This is a genomic window from uncultured Lamprocystis sp., from assembly GCF_903933125.1.
Lineage (GTDB): Bacteria > Pseudomonadota > Gammaproteobacteria > Chromatiales > Chromatiaceae > Thiodictyon.
Genome location: NZ_CAIZIZ010000501.1, coordinates 22537 through 39132, shown reverse-complemented (window position 1 = coordinate 39132; position 16596 = coordinate 22537). Strand labels below are relative to the sequence as shown.

Annotated in this window: 11 protein-coding genes and 1 tRNA gene; 4 read left to right on the top strand and 8 right to left on the bottom strand. The window is 65.1% G+C overall.

Going from position 1 to position 16596, the window contains the following annotated elements:
* Positions 1 to 85: 85 nt before the first annotated feature.
* Together QZY03_RS27380 and apaG are read right to left on the bottom strand one after the other, a co-directional pair.
* Positions 86 to 931: a symmetrical bis(5'-nucleosyl)-tetraphosphatase gene (locus tag QZY03_RS27380; protein WP_295586771.1), complete on the bottom strand. Its 846-nt coding sequence runs from the start codon at positions 929 to 931 to the stop codon at positions 86 to 88.
* A 24-nt stretch (positions 932 to 955) separates the two neighbouring features.
* Positions 956 to 1330: a Co2+/Mg2+ efflux protein ApaG gene (gene apaG / locus QZY03_RS27375; RefSeq protein ID WP_295586769.1), complete on the bottom strand. Its 375-nt coding sequence runs from the start codon at positions 1328 to 1330 to the stop codon at positions 956 to 958.
* Between the two features lie 224 nt (positions 1331 to 1554).
* Between apaG and QZY03_RS27370 the strand changes: the two genes are divergently transcribed.
* From QZY03_RS27370 to QZY03_RS27360, 3 genes are all read left to right on the top strand, one after another.
* Complete coding sequence (locus QZY03_RS27370; RefSeq protein WP_295586766.1) at positions 1555 to 1707, top strand: hypothetical protein; 153 nt, start codon at positions 1555 to 1557, stop codon at positions 1705 to 1707.
* A gap of 168 nt (positions 1708 to 1875) precedes the next feature.
* Positions 1876 to 2043, top strand: a complete 168-nt coding sequence (locus tag QZY03_RS27365; RefSeq protein WP_295586763.1) for a hypothetical protein — start codon at positions 1876 to 1878, stop codon at positions 2041 to 2043.
* 25 nt (positions 2044 to 2068) lie between these two features.
* Complete coding sequence (locus QZY03_RS27360; RefSeq protein WP_295586760.1) at positions 2069 to 3004, top strand: Gfo/Idh/MocA family oxidoreductase; 936 nt, start codon at positions 2069 to 2071, stop codon at positions 3002 to 3004.
* A 53-nt stretch (positions 3005 to 3057) separates the two neighbouring features.
* On the opposite strand, the gene QZY03_RS27355 is transcribed toward QZY03_RS27360, so the two are convergent.
* The 6 genes from QZY03_RS27355 to pglX all read right to left on the bottom strand — a co-directional run bounded on the left by QZY03_RS27355 (position 3058) and on the right by pglX (position 16482).
* The gene (locus tag QZY03_RS27355) at positions 3058 to 5220 is read right to left on the bottom strand and encodes a DEAD/DEAH box helicase (protein ID WP_295586757.1); all 2163 of its coding nucleotides are present in this window, start codon (positions 5218 to 5220) and stop codon (positions 3058 to 3060) included.
* Positions 5217 to 6539 carry a BREX system ATP-binding protein BrxD gene (brxD, locus tag QZY03_RS27350; protein ID WP_295586754.1) on the bottom strand — a complete coding sequence of 441 codons (1323 nt, stop codon included), beginning with the start codon at positions 6537 to 6539 and terminating at the stop codon, positions 5217 to 5219. The genes QZY03_RS27355 and brxD overlap by 4 nt, the downstream gene beginning before the upstream one ends.
* Positions 6540 to 6914: 375 nt before the next feature.
* On the bottom strand, positions 6915 to 9785 hold the full coding sequence (pglZ, locus tag QZY03_RS27345) for a BREX-6 system phosphatase PglZ (protein WP_295586751.1): 2871 nt from the start codon (positions 9783 to 9785) through the stop codon (positions 6915 to 6917).
* The gene (locus QZY03_RS27340; RefSeq protein WP_295586748.1) at positions 9785 to 10669 is read right to left on the bottom strand and encodes a hypothetical protein; all 885 of its coding nucleotides are present in this window, start codon (positions 10667 to 10669) and stop codon (positions 9785 to 9787) included. Before QZY03_RS27340 ends, pglZ begins: the two co-directional genes overlap by 1 nt.
* Complete coding sequence (locus QZY03_RS27335; RefSeq protein WP_295586745.1) at positions 10666 to 12831, bottom strand: AAA family ATPase; 2166 nt, start codon at positions 12829 to 12831, stop codon at positions 10666 to 10668. The genes QZY03_RS27340 and QZY03_RS27335 overlap by 4 nt, the downstream gene beginning before the upstream one ends.
* Positions 12832 to 13035: 204 nt before the next feature.
* Positions 13036 to 16482: a BREX-6 system adenine-specific DNA-methyltransferase PglX gene (gene pglX, locus QZY03_RS27330; RefSeq protein WP_295586774.1), complete on the bottom strand. Its 3447-nt coding sequence runs from the start codon at positions 16480 to 16482 to the stop codon at positions 13036 to 13038.
* Here pglX and QZY03_RS27325 point away from each other — a divergent pair.
* Positions 16464 to 16538 (top strand) — tRNA-Ser (locus tag QZY03_RS27325). The genes pglX and QZY03_RS27325 overlap by 19 nt on opposite strands.
* The last annotated feature ends 58 nt before the right edge of the window (positions 16539 to 16596 follow it).

Genomic DNA, 16596 nt, shown 5'->3' with positions numbered 1-16596 from the left:
TGCGACTTCAGTCGCACCGACTCGGACGCAGGTGCGACTGAAGTCGCACCTACACTCACCGGTATCTAAATTGTCGGAAATCCCCTCAGTCGCCGTCCGCGCCTGGCGTCAGATAGCCCGCGCAGGGCAGATGCAGCGGTTCGATGGGCTTGGATTTCCGCACCCGCACCGCGGTCAGGCTGCCGCCCCACAGGCAGCCGCTGTCGATTCCCCAGACGTTGTCCTGATCCCAGTAGCCCAGCGCGGACCAGTGCCCGAAGATGATCCGCGCGGTGCGGGTTTGTCGGCCCGGACACTGGAACCAGGGGAACACGCCTGCCGGACGATTGGCCGGCAGGCTCTTTTCCTTGAGCGCCAGGGCGCCGTCCGCGGTGCAATAGCGCAGCCGGGTCAGGCAGTTGGTGATAAAGCGCAACCGGTCGATGCCGGTGAGTTCCGAGCTCCAGCGGCTCGGTTCGTTGCCGTACATGGCGAACAGGAAGTCGCGCCAGTCCGGTCCCCGCAGGGCGGCTTCCACCTCAACGGCGCAGGCCCGCGCGTCGCCCAGGGTCCATTGCGGGGGGAGCCCCGCATGGATCAGCGTGTAGCCCTTGGCGCTGTCGTGATGCAGCAGGGGGCGGTGGCGGAGCCAATCCAGGAGTTCCTCGCGATCAGGGGCCTCCAGGACCGCCTGGAGGGTGCTCTTCTGGGCGTGCTTCTGGTTGCCGGCGGCCAGCGCAAGCAGGTGCAGATCATGGTTGCCGAGTACGACGACCGAACAGGCGTCGAGCGAGCGGACCAGCCGTAGCACGCCCAGGGAGCCGGGTCCCCGATTGACCAAATCGCCGGCGAACCAGAGGTGGTCCGAGCCGGGATCGAAACGGATGCGTTCAAGCAGGCGGTGGAGCTCCAGTTCGCAGCCCTGGATATCTCCGATGGCGTAGGTGGGCATGCGCGTGCCGGCGGTGGCGCCCGGCTAGTGGAGGCTGCGCATGGATGCCAGGGAAAACGCCGGGATCGCCGCGTCGAAGCGGGTGCCATCGTCGCTGACCATGCCATAGCTCCCGTGCATGCTGCCGACCGGTGTGGGCAGGATGGTGCCGCTGGTATACTCGAAGCGCTCGCCCGGTTGCAGATAAGGTTGCTCTCCCACCACGCCTTCCCCGCGGACTTCCTGAACCTTGCCGTCCGAATCGGTGATCACCCAATGCCGGTCGAGCAGGCGTGCGGCCTCGTCGCCTTGATTCTCGATGGTAATGGTGTAGGAAAAGACGTAGCGTCCGTCCGACGGTGAGGACTGCTCCGGCTGGAACTTGCTGAGGGCACCGACTTTGATCGAGTGATGTTTCATTTGGATTCCTTAAAATCGCCGCAATGGCTTGGCTGACCGCGCTCAGGCCGTCAAGGGTACCTTAACGCGCCCGACTCCAGGAAGTTCGGCGCCGCGGACAGCAATTCCAAATTTGACGGTCTCGTGCGCCCCCTGGTGGATGCGGCGCGCGCGATCACCGTGGCCGGGTCCCTGACACCGAGCGGCGCGCCTTATCCACCCTACAGCAGCGCCGGTTTTGTAGGGTGGATAAGCGCAGCGCATCCACCATCAGCCCCGCCGACGGCGTCATGCTGGGTGTTGCCGCCCAAATTTGGAACTGCGGGGCCAAGGCGGCGTCGAAGGCGCGTCGCGGGTCGGACTTTCGGCACGGCGGCACCGCGGTTGCGCGCGCATGAACGGAAGCAGACAAGCGGGCCGCAACGCGGGATAATACGAGGCGGGACGCTGCGTCGGTGATCGGTCAAGTCTGTTCACGCCGCTCTCGTTGCGCCATTTGATGGTCGTTTCGCACGGTTTTCGATCCCTCACTCCCAGAATCACCTGCAGTGTTCTTCGGTACGTCAATGACTTACAAGCGCAACCGTCGAAAACCCGATCTGTTCGCACTCCTGCTGATCGTCGTGGTCGTCGGTATGGCCGCAACCCTTGCGTACCAGATCAACATCTACTACGGTGCGGATGCGGTGCCGATCGCCAAGCAGGCGCCCGGTGCCGGCGCTGTCGGTGGCTGATCGCCTTACGGCAGGTCTCCTTCCCATGTCAGATAAGCTCCGTTTAGCCGTCATCGGCGTCGGTTATCTGGGCCGTTTTCACGCCCTGATCTACTCGCGGATGACCGATGTCATGTTGGTCGGCGTGGTGGACGCGGACCCGGCGCGCGCCCAGGCCGTGGCGACCGAGGCCGGCTGCGCGGTCTTTGACCGTGCGGCGGATCTGGTCGACCGGGTCGATGCGGTCAGCATCGTGGTCCCGACCACGCTCCATCGGTCGGCTGCCGAGCCGTTCTTGCGGCGCGGCATCGCGGTGCTGATCGAGAAACCCATCGCCGCGACCCAGGCGGACGGCGCCGCGATCGTGCAACTGGCCGATGACCATGGGGCACTGGTTCAGATCGGGCATGTCGAGCGGTTCAATGCCGGGGTCATGGCGCTGGCCGAGCGCATCACGGCACCGCGCTACATCGAAGCCCAGCGCATGGGCGGATTCACCGAGCGTGCGACCGACGTGGACGTGGTGTCGGATCTCATGATCCACGACATCGACATCATCCTGGCGCTGGTGGGTGAGCCGATCAGCTGCATCTCGGCGGTGGGTTCAGCGGTGCTGACCCCCCATGTGGACATTGCCAGTGCCCGTCTCGAATTCGTCAATGGGACCGTGGCGAACGTCGTCGCGAGCCGAGTTTCGGAAAAACAGACCCGCCGTATCCGGGTCTTCCAGCCGGGGGCCTACCTGTCGCTGGACTTCATCGCGCAAACCATCGACAGCGCCGGTCTCAAAGAACGGCCGGGGGCCGCCCGCCCCGACATCGTGCGTGAGCGTCTCCAGATCGAAGCGGTCAAGCCGCTGGACCGGGAACTGGCCGCCTTCGTGCAGTCGGTCCGCACCGGCCGTCCGCCATTGGTAGACGGCGCCATCGGGCTGAAAGCGCTGGAGGTCGCGCTGGAGGTTCGCGCCCGCATCGGTGGCTAGCACTTCCGATAGACGGCCCAGGCGTCTGGCCGGAGAATGACGGATCTATTGTTTCAGGTCGATCGAGCGAGAGCGCCTGGCCCCTCCGGGGACAGGTAATCGACACGCATTGATCGCGCCAGCCAAGCCTTAGTACCCTGAATGTCCAGCAAATAGCGCGCGAGAATTTCGCGTTCTATCCAGGGCGGCATCAGCGGTTGGAACTTGCTCAGCCGGTAGCTTGGGAGCGTCTGCGCAATCTCTCGCCACAGTTCCTCGTTATCCCAAAATCCCCCTTGGCCGAGTGTCCCGAGTGCATCGCTGAACGTTCGCCCCTCCAGGCCGGGTCCTCGCAGGCGGATCAGGACGTTGTCCGTTGTGATCGTCCAATCGTCGGACAGGTACTTCAGGGCGTGGCGCAAGGTCGCGTTGATGGCGCCACCGGCAAAGGTCCACCAGCGGATCTCTTCGTGATCCAGTTCGATGCCGCCGATCACTGGTGAGAGGATGTCCCGCAGCTCCGTACGCCTGGCCACGAGTGCTTCTCGGGCCGGCCCGGCCAGATAGGGATAATCGTCATCGGCGGTGAGGACTTCGAGAATGCGCTGGCACAGGGTGTGCCCGAGAAACTGTGGAAGGTATCCCCCCCAACTGGGCTGCTTGCCGCGCGGCGCCGCATCGACAACGACGCGCCGATCGTCGTGCGCAACGTGCAGGACAGTCCAGGCCCGCCCGCTGAGCAGGAAGCAACTCACGCCGTCCACCAACCGGTCCACGAAATCCTGATTCAGACTGCCCAGCGGCCGGCCGGCCGAGGTCTGAACCGTATAGCTCTGGGGGCTTGAAAAGACCGAATAGAGGTCGCGGAAATGGCGGCGGCCAAAGGCGCGCTCGATCGTCGGTCCAACCACCAACCGGCCGCTTGCGAGCCGTAGCGAGCACTCCCGCAGCATCCAGTCGACCAATCGATCGAACTCCTCGCGGGCGATGCCGCGAAAGTCGGGCACCGGCTTGAGCGTCGACCAGGCATCGTCGGGACCGATCCCGTCCTGTGCCAGTGACAGGGCGATCAACTGGTGGATCAGCACCGGCCAGCAGCGGTCATTGATCACGATCGATTCCACCCAGCCGTCCCGCGCGAGTTCGACCAAGGCGATCGCCTGGACCACCGCGTCGGTGTTCCCGCACAGAAAGGTCGTGTTCACCACCTGACCGGCGCGTCGGCCGGTACGCCCCATCCGCTGGAGAAAGGAGCCGACGGTGTCCGGGGCCTCGGCCTGGAGCACGCGATCCAGGTCGCCCACATCAATGCCGAGCTCCAGGGTCGAGGTGCAGACGATGCAGGCCTCGGCACCCGTCTGAAAACTCGCCTCCGCCAGGTCACGTTCTTCCTTTGAAATGGCGCTGTGATGCACCATCACGGCGGAGCCCAGGCGGCGCATCTGCTCGGCGAAGGCCTCCGTCATCGCGCGGGTCTGGCAGAAGAAGAGGCTCTTCACCCCCTGCGCCAGCTTGGCGGCGCCGGCCGCGAGCGCTGTGCTGTCGGGACGGTAGACGATGTGCAGCCGCCGCCGGCCTGGCTCGGACGGCGGGGCGATGACGCGCCCCGGCCGCATGGACGTTCCACCCAGCCAACAGAGAATGACCTCGGGGTTGCCGACCGTGGCGCTCAAACCCACCCGCTGCAGATCGTGACGCGACAGCCGGGCGAGCCGCTCGATGAGGCTCATCAGGTGCGCGCCCCGATCCGTGCCGGCCAGGGCGTGGACCTCATCGATCACCAGGACCCGCAGATCGGCGAAGAGCGCGGCGGCATCGACCCGGGGCGACATCAGCATCACCTCCAGGGACTCCGGCGTGGTCATCAGCAATTCGCCGGGATCGCGCAGAAAGCCGCGGCGCTCGGACTCCGGGGTATCGCCGTGCCAGACGAAGCGGCGCAGGCCTACCATCTCCGTATACAGGTCCAGCCGATGGGACTGGTTGTTGAGCAGGGCCTTGATCGGCGCGACGTAGATGCTTGCAACGGCCTGCGCGGGCGACTCGATCAACCCCGCCAGGATCGGAAAGAGTGCGGCCTCGGTCTTGCCGCCGGCGGTCGGCGCCAGGACGACGGCATTGCAGCCGTCGAGCAGCGCCGCAGCGGCCTCCTCCTGAACGGGCCGGAGACTGGACCAGCCCAGCCGCCCCACGATGGCCTGTTGCAGCCGCGGCGGAAACCGGGCGAAGACGCTCACCAGGAGTCCTGCGCCGGTACCAGGTCGTCGTCCTCATCCGGGATCAGCGGGCGCTCGCCCGTCATCCGGTAACGCTCCTCGTCGCTCAATTGCGACGGCGCGAAGCCGTAGGCGGCGGCCGGGTCGTAGTCCGGATGCTCATCCACCAGGTCCATCTGGGTGATCAGCTCGCGCAGAAACTGGCGCGGGACCACGCCCACATCCCCCTTGAAGCCCTTGGTCACCTCGGCCACCAGGCGCTCAATGAAGGCGTCGTCGATGCACCGCTCGATCCGCTCGTGGTCGCTGGTCGGATACAGCTCGCGCAGACGCACCGCCACCGCCCGCAGGCGCTCGGCCGTGAAGGGCGTGAGCTCCAGTTGCGCCTGGCGCAGACTGGCGAACCGTCCCTGCTTCAGAAACCGAATCCGCTCGTGCAGTGGCGTCAGCCCAGCAACCCCTTGGCGGGAGTCGAACAGCTCCGGCGTGCCCGTGAAGACCCACAGCAGGCCCGGATAGGACCCGGCCGCATCGGCAATCTGGCGGATGCCATTGAGCGACTTGTGGCGCGAGTCCTTGCGCATCCGCAGGATGGTTTCGGCCTCATCGATGACGATGGTGAGACCCTTGAAACCGGCCGCCTTCACGATCTCCAGCACGCCACGCAGATAATCCAACGCACTGCGGCTCTCGATGTCGCCCTTGATGCCCGCCGCCTTCTTGGCCGCGGCCGCAACGTTGCCGCTGCCGGAAAGCCAGGAGATCAGGGCACCCGCCTCGCCCACCTCGCCCCGCTGTTTCAGGTCGAAGATGGTCTGAATCACCCGCACGAAGTCCTGGGGCGCCCGGCCGCCGGTCAGGGCCGCGAGGTCGTCATCCAGACGGCGTCTCACCTTGAGGTCGAAATCGGGGGCCTCATCATCCTCCCCGGCCGCGATCAGCCCTTCCTCCACATGCGCGATCCAGCGGTCCAGGATGTCCCCCAGCGCACCGCGCGGGCACAGGTTGGTGCCAAGTTCGGTCACCACCTTGCGATACACGTCGTCAAAGCGCTGGAATCGCAGATCATTGTCCGAGACCACCACAAAGCTGGTCGCAAACCCCTGCGACTGAGCATCCGCCAGGGTCAGCCGCGCCATGAAGGTCTTGCCGCATCCGTAGTCACCGCGCAGGAACTTGACCGTGCCCTCGCCGTGGCGGACCAGGTCGAGTTGCCGGCCCATCTCCAGGCGTTGTTTCTCGATGCCGACCGCGAAGGTATCGAGCCCCCGCTCGGGCACCAGTCCCTTGCGCAGGGCCTCGAACAGATGCTCCAGATCGTGGCGGGTCAGGGTTGTCATAGGTCACGAATCACAGATCAGTTAAGGAACCATTCACCAATACGTGAAACAAGTCCGTTAGGGAGCGCCGTTGTCGCCGTTGTCGCCGTTGTCGTTGTCGTAATCGAGTTCGGTTGATTATCCCCGGGAGGGCTTTGATCATCGTTCCGGCGGCAACAAAACCGGAGGTCGAGGCTCTACCGTGAAAGTCGCGCAACGACCCTGTGGGAGCGGCGTCCCGCCGCGACGGGGCCGGGCGCGTAGCCCTAAGGACACCGCGGTACCGCATCGCGGCGGGACGCCGCTCCCACGAGGGACATTTATCTTCCGGGATCGCTTATCCGAATCCGATTACGACAACGACAACGACAACGACAACGACAACGACAACGAATTTTAATCGTCCCTGTCTTTGACGTAGCGCTTCACCCCGGCGACGACATCGATGCGGACACCGAAGGGGGCGTTGCGGGCGTGCTCCTCGAAGCGCAGAGCGAAGCGCCGCGCCGCCCGCTGTCCGCCGAGCAGGGTCGCGACCTCGGACTCGGTCACGGCACCATGGGCGGCGAGATGGGCGAACACCTGCCGGACCGTCGCGTCGGCAATGCGCGTGAGCCAATCCGTCCCCGCTTCATCGCTGTTCGTACGTTCCCCCGCCGGTGCGGATCGCGACGGCACCACGGCAAATCGGCCCTCGACCGTACAGGGCGTGACCTTGGCCTCCGCGGTCGGGTGGACCAGTTCCACCAGGACCCGCGCATCGTCCGCGCCGGTCAGCCGGAAGAATAGCTCCAACGGCTGCCCCACCGTCGCCTGGAGCCCGCCGCCGGCCAGTCTCCCCCCGCCCCGGACCTGGCACAGATCCACCTGTACCGCCGTCGTCTCGGGTACCCGCAGGGCCAGTTCCACCTCGGTCGCCCCGCCGAAGTCCAGTGCCCCCTGGCTTCGGGAAACCACCTGGACCTCAATGCAATGCATCCCGGCCACTGCCTCCAGTGCCCGCGCCTCGATCCCGTACTGCATGGTGTCGACCCCGGCGGCGGACCGGTGCTCCAGAATCAGGACCGGAATCACCCGCTCCTGCAGGCTGTTCCCACCATGCACGAAGCCCCGCCGCCGCCGGCCCGTGTCGAACAGGGCCGTGCCCTGGGGCATCATCAGGTGCAGATCGGTGCCCTCGTACCCCAGTGCGGTGAGGGGGACGCGGACCTCGCCCTGGTGGTTCGCCGCGTGGGGGGACAGGACATGCCGGCGATTGGGATCGACCTTCCGGCCATGACTTTGGACGGACCCGCTCGCAGCATCCACCAACAGGAAGCCGTGATCGGCCGTAATGACGAAGCGGCGCACGCCGGCATCCCGGAGCAGCCGCCAGGCGGCGCGCAGGCGTTGGATGGCATGGTCGAAGAAGGCGGGGCCGACCCCGTTCTCGCCCGCCTCGTCGATCTCCAGGCTCGACACCACCACCAGCCGCGCCCGCGCTACAGCCTGTTTCAAGCTGCTCTCGCCACGCGTCAGCACCTCATCCAGCGTCAGCCAGGGGGCCGTGGCCCCGCCGACCTTGCCGTGCATCGCACGCTTGCGCTCCTCCGGCCCGCAAACCGCGAACTCGCCCGTGAGGAACCCGCGGATCTCGGCGTCCGTCATCACCGGCTTGAGCCGCGCGTGTTGTGCCACCGGGGCCAGTGCATTCATGCCCACCGCGGTCACGGTCGGCAGCTCAGCGAGTCGGGCATCGAGTCGGCTCCGGGTCAGCGGGGTCTCGCCGAGTAGGCGAAACAGCTCTTCGCCCATCTCGTAGCGCAGGGCGTCGATCAGAAAGAGTGCGGTCGGCCCGTTGGCGGCCACCAGCGGCTCAACGACCTCCCGGAACAGGGTGCGCTGCTGCAGCCGGGGCTCAGGCAGGAAACCCGAGACGAGACAGAGCGCATTGAAGTCCAGGGCCCAGACCTCGGCCCAGTCGTGCCACAGTCCGGTGACCCGATCCAGCCGGGTGCGCAGGGCCTCGAACTCCGGGACCTGGGGATAGAGCAGGGCGATGCGCCGCTGCTCCAGGTGCCGGTGGGCTTGGTCGACTTTGAATCCCGTCTGCCGGTAGCGTTCGACCGCCGCCGCCAGGTCGGCGGCGGGTTGCAGGGTCGGCCCCGCCGCTTCGATGGCCGCGCCCAGACGCGCCGCGGCCTCCACCAGCTTCCAGGCGGAGATCCGGGCCGGTTCCCGTTGCAGCCAGAAGCTGTCCCCCTCCACCCTGGGCCCGGCCCAGGCGAGCACGGCTGCCCAGCGGTCCGCGCCCAAGGCGGTCAATGCCGCCGCGAGGATCGTCTCTTCCTCGAAACGGAAGGTATCGGTCCGGCCCAGGTCCTGCGCGCGCGCCTGCTCGGCCTCATCGCCGAGCCAGCCCGCCGTGTCCTCCGAGACACCGAGATAGAACGCGGGATGGTGGGCGCGCAGATGCGCGCAGAGCGTGCGGCAGGCCTCCACCAGGGGCGCCGGCAGGCCGATGGCGGGTTGGAGGCGCGGATCAGTCGGCGCCCGGCTGAGGTCATGGACATACTCCACGCACAGTGCCCAGCCGGCGGAGACGAAGGTCACCTGGGCGGACTTGGCAACAGCGACCGGGGCGAAGGTGTCCCGCCAGTCGGCGGGCATGCCGGTGGCCGCCTGCACGTGTTCCCACAGCACGGCCTCGTTGCCCGGCGCGTCCAGCCGATCCGCCACCGCACCGGCCGCGAAGAGGTCGTCCATCAGGGCCGTCAGGGGCAGATTCCGCAGGGTGTCGGCCAGCTCCCCCGAACGGGCATTCAGGGTTGCGGTGAGCCAGGCATCCGCACCCGCCAGCGTGAGGTCGGCGTGGCTCAGAAAGGCCGCCACCTGCCCCTGGGGAACCCGGCCGACGGCCGCCTCGGTGACCAGGGTGTCCAGCGCCTTGCGGAAACGCACGCCGGCCTCGTACAACTCCAGGAGCGGCGTACCGCGCACCGTGTCCTGCGTGAATCCGGGCAGGTGGATCAGGAGCGGCGTCTTCTGCGTGCCTCCCGCCTCCGGTTCCAGGGTCAGCAGGAGTTCGAGAAAACTCCCCCGCCAGGCACAGACCAAATAGGGTAAGCCCAGCTGGGCACGCAAGCGGATCAACGCATCCACAAACCCCGAATAGTGGTCGTCCAGGTCCAGCCAGACCAGGACCCCGTGCTTGCGCACCCCGGCCCGCAGCTCCGCCTCCAGCATTTGGGAGACCGGTCCCAGTAAGTAATCCTGGGCCTCGATCATCACACCGGCTGTCCCATGTCGAGAAAAGCCTCAAGGAAGCGCGTAAATGAAGCGACGCCCTCATGGGCAAGCAGCGCCGCGGGATCGAGCACGGACGCTTGGTCGATAATGACGTTTTGGGAAGAGCCAGGTTTCTCTCTCTGCCCCAGAAGCGTGATGATCGCTTTGTGCCTCCGCGCCCGCTCCGCAATGGGGTCCCGATTCCCGCCGCCCCAACTGAAGAGTTCATCGACACAGCACTCCGCCTTGCTGCACCGCTGCGGGTCGCAGGCCCGCAAGACCGGCATCAGGTGATCTTCCAGAGTTCCTACACCTTGGGCGTCAGCCCAAACATAGGAAGCGATGTCCAACGCGGTCGCAGCGTTAGGATTGGCAGCATCGAGTGTCCAGTCCTCAGTGAACCAAGGGCGCCGGCGTTCCCCAATAGTCGCGAAAGTCTGCTTCACGCTGGCACGCACCCGATCGGCTCCATCGCCATCCGCATCGTGAAGGAACAGGACACGTACCCGGCCGACGACCAAGGGCGCATCGTTCGGGAAGGTACTTGCCCGCTCATGAAGATCGAGAAAATCCGCCAGGAAGCCGCCGACCTGTGCGAGCTTGCCCGCGGTCTTTCCGCCGGAGTTGAACAATAGCGCCAGGTTGTCGCCCCGTCTCAGCACCTTGTCCGGGAGATAGAACTTATGCGCCATATCCAGGCTGAGATCCTGGGCCGCGTGACGTTCGACATTTCTCTTGAACAGGCTGTTGAACGGTGACGGAAACTCGCTAAACCGCCAGACGACCTTCTCAAACTCGAACCGCGCCTTCAGCAGACGCTGCAAGAAGGCGACCTCGTGCGCACCCTCGCAGAACGCCAGCAGCGCCGTGACCTCCTTGGTCATCGTGCCCTCCTCAGATCGACATCTCCGATATCGAGCAAGCGGGCGAACTCAGGGCCGGCGAATTCTCTGGCGACGATGCCTTCTTCCTTCTGCACCAGCGCGTGAAACGAAAAATCTTCGGGATGCTCGACTTGGCTCACGAAGGCGTCGATGCACTCCTTGCTGTGGCTGGTGAGAAAAACCTGGACATTGAAGGTCTGGGCCAGGGTATGGATAAACCCGGAAAACCGGGCGATCAATTCGGTATGGATGGCATTCTCGAACTCGTCGATCAGGACGATGCCATTGGCCGCCGAGGCGAAGATCAGCGAGATGAAGAAGATGCGCTGGAGCCCCTCGCCGTAGCTCGTCAGGTCCAGCGGATCGTCAAACGCGCTGTCATCGACCAGGAAGCGCTGCCGCTCGTCCACCAGGCGGATGTCGTTGAGGGTCGGGAGCACATGCTCGCGGATGAATTCAAAGATCCGCGGCAGCGACTTGGATTGTACGCTCTTATGGTAAAATCCGGTGTAGCGGTGCGGCTCGTTGAGAAAGAAGGGACTGCTGTACACCGCCGGGCAAAGCCAGCGAATCGCCTCCGCCTGGGTCTCGTGGTCGCGGCCCTTGTAGAGTCGGGTGAGCGAGTCTTGGGCAAGGCCACCGTATTCGGCAGTAATCTCCACCGATCCGAGATAGCGGGAGCGATCGAGCGTCGTGTCGGTCTCCTCGAAGGCGCGGGCGGAGACCTGGGTCTTGTTCCCATCGAAGTCGCCACTCACCCGGCACTCTCCGACCATCTGTTCCAGTAGCCACTGCGGGTCGATCTGGTCCTTAGGCACCTTGCCGCGGCGGCGGATGACCTCCACCAGGCCGTCGAAATCATTCTGGCGCGACAGCAGATAGATCGCCTCCAACAGCGTGGTCTTGCCGCTGTTGTTGGCGCCGGCGAACAGGTTGATACGCGACAGGGTCCCGATATGCAGGCCCTTGAGCTTACGATACGCGTCGATAGCGATGAACGAGAAATGTCGGTCGATCCGGTCATGGATGACTGGTCGGTGCTCGACGCCGCCCAAGGTGCTCGACTTGGCGCGATCGACGATCCCTTGAAGGCGACCCAGGGCCTGCTCCAGATCGGGCAGATGCTCGCCGCGCACCGCAAATCGACTCAAGGTCGCGATATCGCTCGACACCGAGTGAATCGCCGACTCCTCGCGCTCCTGAAGGACCAGGTCACTGGCGCGATAGGCGGCATTGAGGTCGCGCGTCTGCCTGAGCCTTTCCAGTGCCCGAGGGTCTTCCAGGATCTTGCCCAGCAGACCGATATCATCGCGCTTCTGAATCGCCGGTTCCAGGTAACGGTCGCCGTAACTGGTCGAGCCTTCCTCTTCGGCGTCCTCCACCGGCTCACGCGACAGCCAGGAAAAGAACAACTCCCGATTCTGCACGTCGGTAGCCTGGTAGGTGCTGTCGTCCCAAGCCAACCAGTTCTTGACGGCCGTATTGCGTACCGTCTCTCTGAAGATCGGGAACTTGGTCTCCGAGAATTGATCGCCGTAATCCGATGCACGGTATTGCTCGACGAGCGACAGGGCACGCAGGCTGCGTCGCAGCTCGACGGTTGAGATCCCGATACTGCGGACGATATTATCTTCGCTACATCCGAATTCCCGGGCCATCTTCTGCAGCAGCTTAGCCTGATTCCACTCCCCCCACTTCTTATTGCCGCTGATATGCTTCAGGGCCATGAGCTTGAGATGATGCAATTCGTCCGCGTCCTCGTACAGGACGACGGGGACACGCCGGAAGATTTCGGGGTCGAGCCGACCCAAGTCTATGCCCTTTTCATCGTGTTGAAGCGCCAAGTGCTTCAGGGCAGCGATGCGGCGGTTACCCTCGACGACCACATAGCCGCCGTCGCCGAGATCGCGGACCTGGATCTGGTCTACCGGCAGATAGCCGTTGGCCCGGAAGCTCTCGATCAGGTCCTGGATGTTCTGATTGCGCTCGCCCGCCAGGAGTCGGAAGGTCCGCCGCCCAACCGTCTTGTCGCGGATCTGCTCTGGGGGTACCTCGACGTATTCCGGCTCATGGATCAGCCGGTAGTTGTTCGGGTCGAGCCAGAGATTCTTGAGGCTGACCCGGCGCCCCTTGGCGTCGGTCGTCTTGATGTCGTCTTGCATCAGTTGGTCACCAGGTCGGCCGTCCAATGATCTTCATGCTCTTCATGATGCATCCTCCGAGTCTGCGGCATCCGTCTCGTCGTCGTCCCCGCCGGCCTCCTCGTCCGGCTCGACCGCGGTTAAACCGCGCCCAGGACGGGATGCGTAATTTTGGCATCGGTGCGGTGTCAACCGCACCGGCCAAGCGTGCGGCTAAAGCCGCACCTACAAATTACGTTTCTCGCACTGGGCGTGGTTTAGCAGGTCGTCCCGCGGGACGAGACTCAGCAGCAGAGCTGCGCGCTCGGCGACCAGGGGCGGGTTGGCCTGCTCGAAGGCGGCGCGGGCCTCGGGTTCGTCGGGGGCGCGCAGGTGGAAGTCTGCGCCTTGCTTGTCGATGATCGCCAACTCCAGAGTCCAGCACGCGGCTGAATGCTTGGTCCAGAGGCCGGGTTCCAGCAGGTGCAGTTCGGGCTGGGGCGCCTTGCGCTTGCGACGGCGGCGCAGGGCCTCCTTGGCGACCGCGGCCAGGGCCTCTTCGGGGTGGTCGGCCAGGTAGGCGGCGCGGTGGGCCGCGCTGTCGGCCGGTTCGTCGCGGTAAGGGCCTTCTTCGATCCGGAACCCCGGGGCGATCTCGGCTTGCAGGCGCAGTTCCCAGGCCCAGGCGCGGGCCGGATGATAGGCCCAGAAGCAGCCGTGCGCGACACCGAGCGAGGGGTCCTCACGGCACTTGGCGTCCACCCGGGTGGGCCAATAGCGCATGGCCAGGTGTGACCAGTCGTAGTCCTTCTTGCCGGCAGCCGAGGCCAGTTCCTTCCACCACTTCCTGGGGTCCTTCCACTGGGGCTCCAGCAGGGGCCAGAGGGCGGCGCTGTTGATCATGACGCCGTCGTCCAGGTCCGGCTGGTAGCGGACGTCGCGCTCCCGCGCCGGGCATTTGGGGTCCGCGGGTGGGGCGCCGCGTTCGGCGCACTGCTCGACCAGGGCGATGAAGTCCGCCAGTTCATCGCGCCAGCGCAGCACCCGATCGTAGCGCTTCTCGGCCGCGTCCGCGGCGCGGCGGTCGGCGCCGTCGCGGGCGGCGCGCAGGTCCGCAAGCTCACCCTCGATGCGCTTGCGCGCCTCGTTCAGGTGATCGGCCTGCAGGACCCGGAGTGTGTCGGCGTCCCAGCGGTGAATGGTGATCCAGGCGACGAAGGTGCGCTTGTCCGAGGACAGGGGCCAGTGGATGGGGCGGTTCTCATACAGGCCGCGATGTACGTCCTTGAAGAACTTGAGTCGTAACCAGGTGCGCAGGTCCGATTTCGGGTCGACGGCCGCGCCGTGTTCGGCCCAGGCGGCGTGCAGCGGCTCGGCCGCGGGATGGCCGAGGCCGTCCTGGCGGTCGTTGGCGTCCAGGGTGCCGTCCAGGAACAGGATACCGGCGGGCAGTACATGGGCGAGGTCCGCCGTCGTGGGGTCCAGTATGCCCTCCCCTCCCCTGCCCTCACCGCCGCCGAAGCGGCCCAGGGCGACGCCCAGGGCGAAGCTCAGGTGATCGGTCGGGGGCTCGGGGTCGTATTCCGGCTCGTAGGGGGGCAACGGGGCGCCCTCGGGGCGGTCGACGGCGACCTGGGCCCAGGCTTGGGCGTGGCGCCAGGGGGAAGCGCCTGGGCGTTTGAATTCGACTGAGGGCTCGCGGTGGGATTCATCCTCGAAAAACGCTTTCTCGATCACTCCTTCGACCGCTTCGCTTCCATGCACATCTCGAAACGGAACACGTTGAAGATCTCCTACTGTGAAGTCCATTGTAGGATTGAATGATTCAACAATTTGACGCGACACCCTTCCGTTTAATAATGCAGCCATATAAAACAAGGATTCAGGAAAAATTGATCTGGCTTTATCCCCAAAAACGCTCGGATACATGTGCACCCTTGCGCAAAAGTCCGCGCCAGTCGTTTGTACCGCTACCCCCTTCCTAAGGTAATAGCTCTCATTCTGAGGGCGGGCGGCTAGGAAGTCGGATGCGCAGCCCACCTTTATCTCTAGGCCACGGAATCGCCAATTGACAAGAAGACACAAAGGTTCTGCCCAAACTCTATTTTCGCCACCTTTCAGGAAAGGTAACCATCCACGCTCTGAACTCAAGTCTAGCCGCTCTGGATTGACCAACACGTTGCCATTTGCAGGTTCCCAGGAGCATCTCAAGAACCGAGTATTGTCGCCAGTACACAATCCCTGTCGGACATCAAACATTTCCCCAATCTTCGGGTAAGCAGCATATGACGTGACTTCGTCCGCCGACCACCAATAAACGAGTGGACGCTCGGGTACCGCTTCTAATGATGGCGTAGAGAACCCGAACCGGCCATTGTGGCACGTTACAGCTGCCCGCTTCCGCCGCGTCCGTTCATTGTCCCTAGAGCGATCCGCCAATGCCGTCGGCTGTAACGCGATACTTGGCTCCGGCTGCGGTGCAGTGTTGCGAAAAACACTAACCAGCACCGAAACAACTTCATCAGGCACCTCCTCGAACGCACCCCGGTCAAAATCACCCAACGCCCGCAAATCGAAACTTCCTAGCAACCAAATCCGCAACTCCGCATACTGCTTGATGAACATCCAATTGCGCATCGTCAGCAAGGCCGAGGTCCCACCCTCCCGCACCAGTTGCAGCCCCCGGATCAGAAACGCGGCATAGAGGTCCGCCTTGCCCAACGGATAATGCCGCTTGACGTACCCGGCATCCGCCATCTTGGAGGTCCCCTGATAAGGCGGATTCCCGACCACCAGGTGATACTGCCCCTCGCGGAGCATCCGCACGAAGCGCACCCCGGCCGCGAGTTGCTCGCCGTGCAGGCGCAGCCCCAGGTCCTCGCCGCCGGTGTGGTGGGCGAGGAAGCCCTCCAGGCGCTCCAGGATGTCCGCCTTGGTCTGGGCGCGGCTCTGCCCCGGCCCGCTTAATTCTTCGTGTCGTTGTGTCTCCGTGAGAGCCAATTCCTCCCCGAACAGATCGAGCTGCTCCGGCGGCCGACGGTTCAGGGCCGTTTCGTGGCGCTCGATCGCCTCTTCCAACGCGGCATCCACCTTGAGCAGGCTGCCCAAGTGATCGGCACCGGCCAGGGCATGGATCAGGGTGTCGGTGAGTGCGGCGGGGATGCCGGTCTCGCGCTCCACCTCCCGGCGCAGTTCGATCAATGCCGGGTCATGCTCCGGCAGGGCGCCCAGGCGCAGATTCGAGGCGACCAGGTTGAGCCGGGCCGGCCGGGCTTCCGCGCAGGTGCGCCTGGCCTTGAGCCAGAGCGCGGCGGCAGCGATCTGCACGGCGCGGGGATCGAGGTCGATGCCGTGCAGGTTGTGGGTCAGGATGCGCTCGACACACGCGCGCTCGGACCAGCGATCCGCCCCGGTCTCGCCGCGGTGGCGGGCCTCCTCCCGATAGAGTGCGAGTAGCAGGTCGAAGGCGACCACCAGGAAGTGCCCGGAGCCGACCGCGGGGTCGAGAATCTTCAGATCCCGCACCGAATCCGGAGCCTTGGTGACGGCGTCCGCCGGGATGGGCTGAGGGACATAGTAGGCCCAGCGGCGCTCGGCCTCGGTGTGGAGCGGCATCAGGTCGGTCAGCGCAACCTCGCCCCGCTCGCGCCGGGCGCGCCAGTCGGCGCGGCGTTCGTCCAGGGTGCGGAGCAGGCCGGTAGGGGCGGGTTTGAAACCCGTAGGGGCGGGTTTGAAACCCGCCCCTACGGGTACCGCGGTGTCCGGATCGGCGGCGGCGTCCTCTCGTTCCCACGCTCCGCGTCGGAA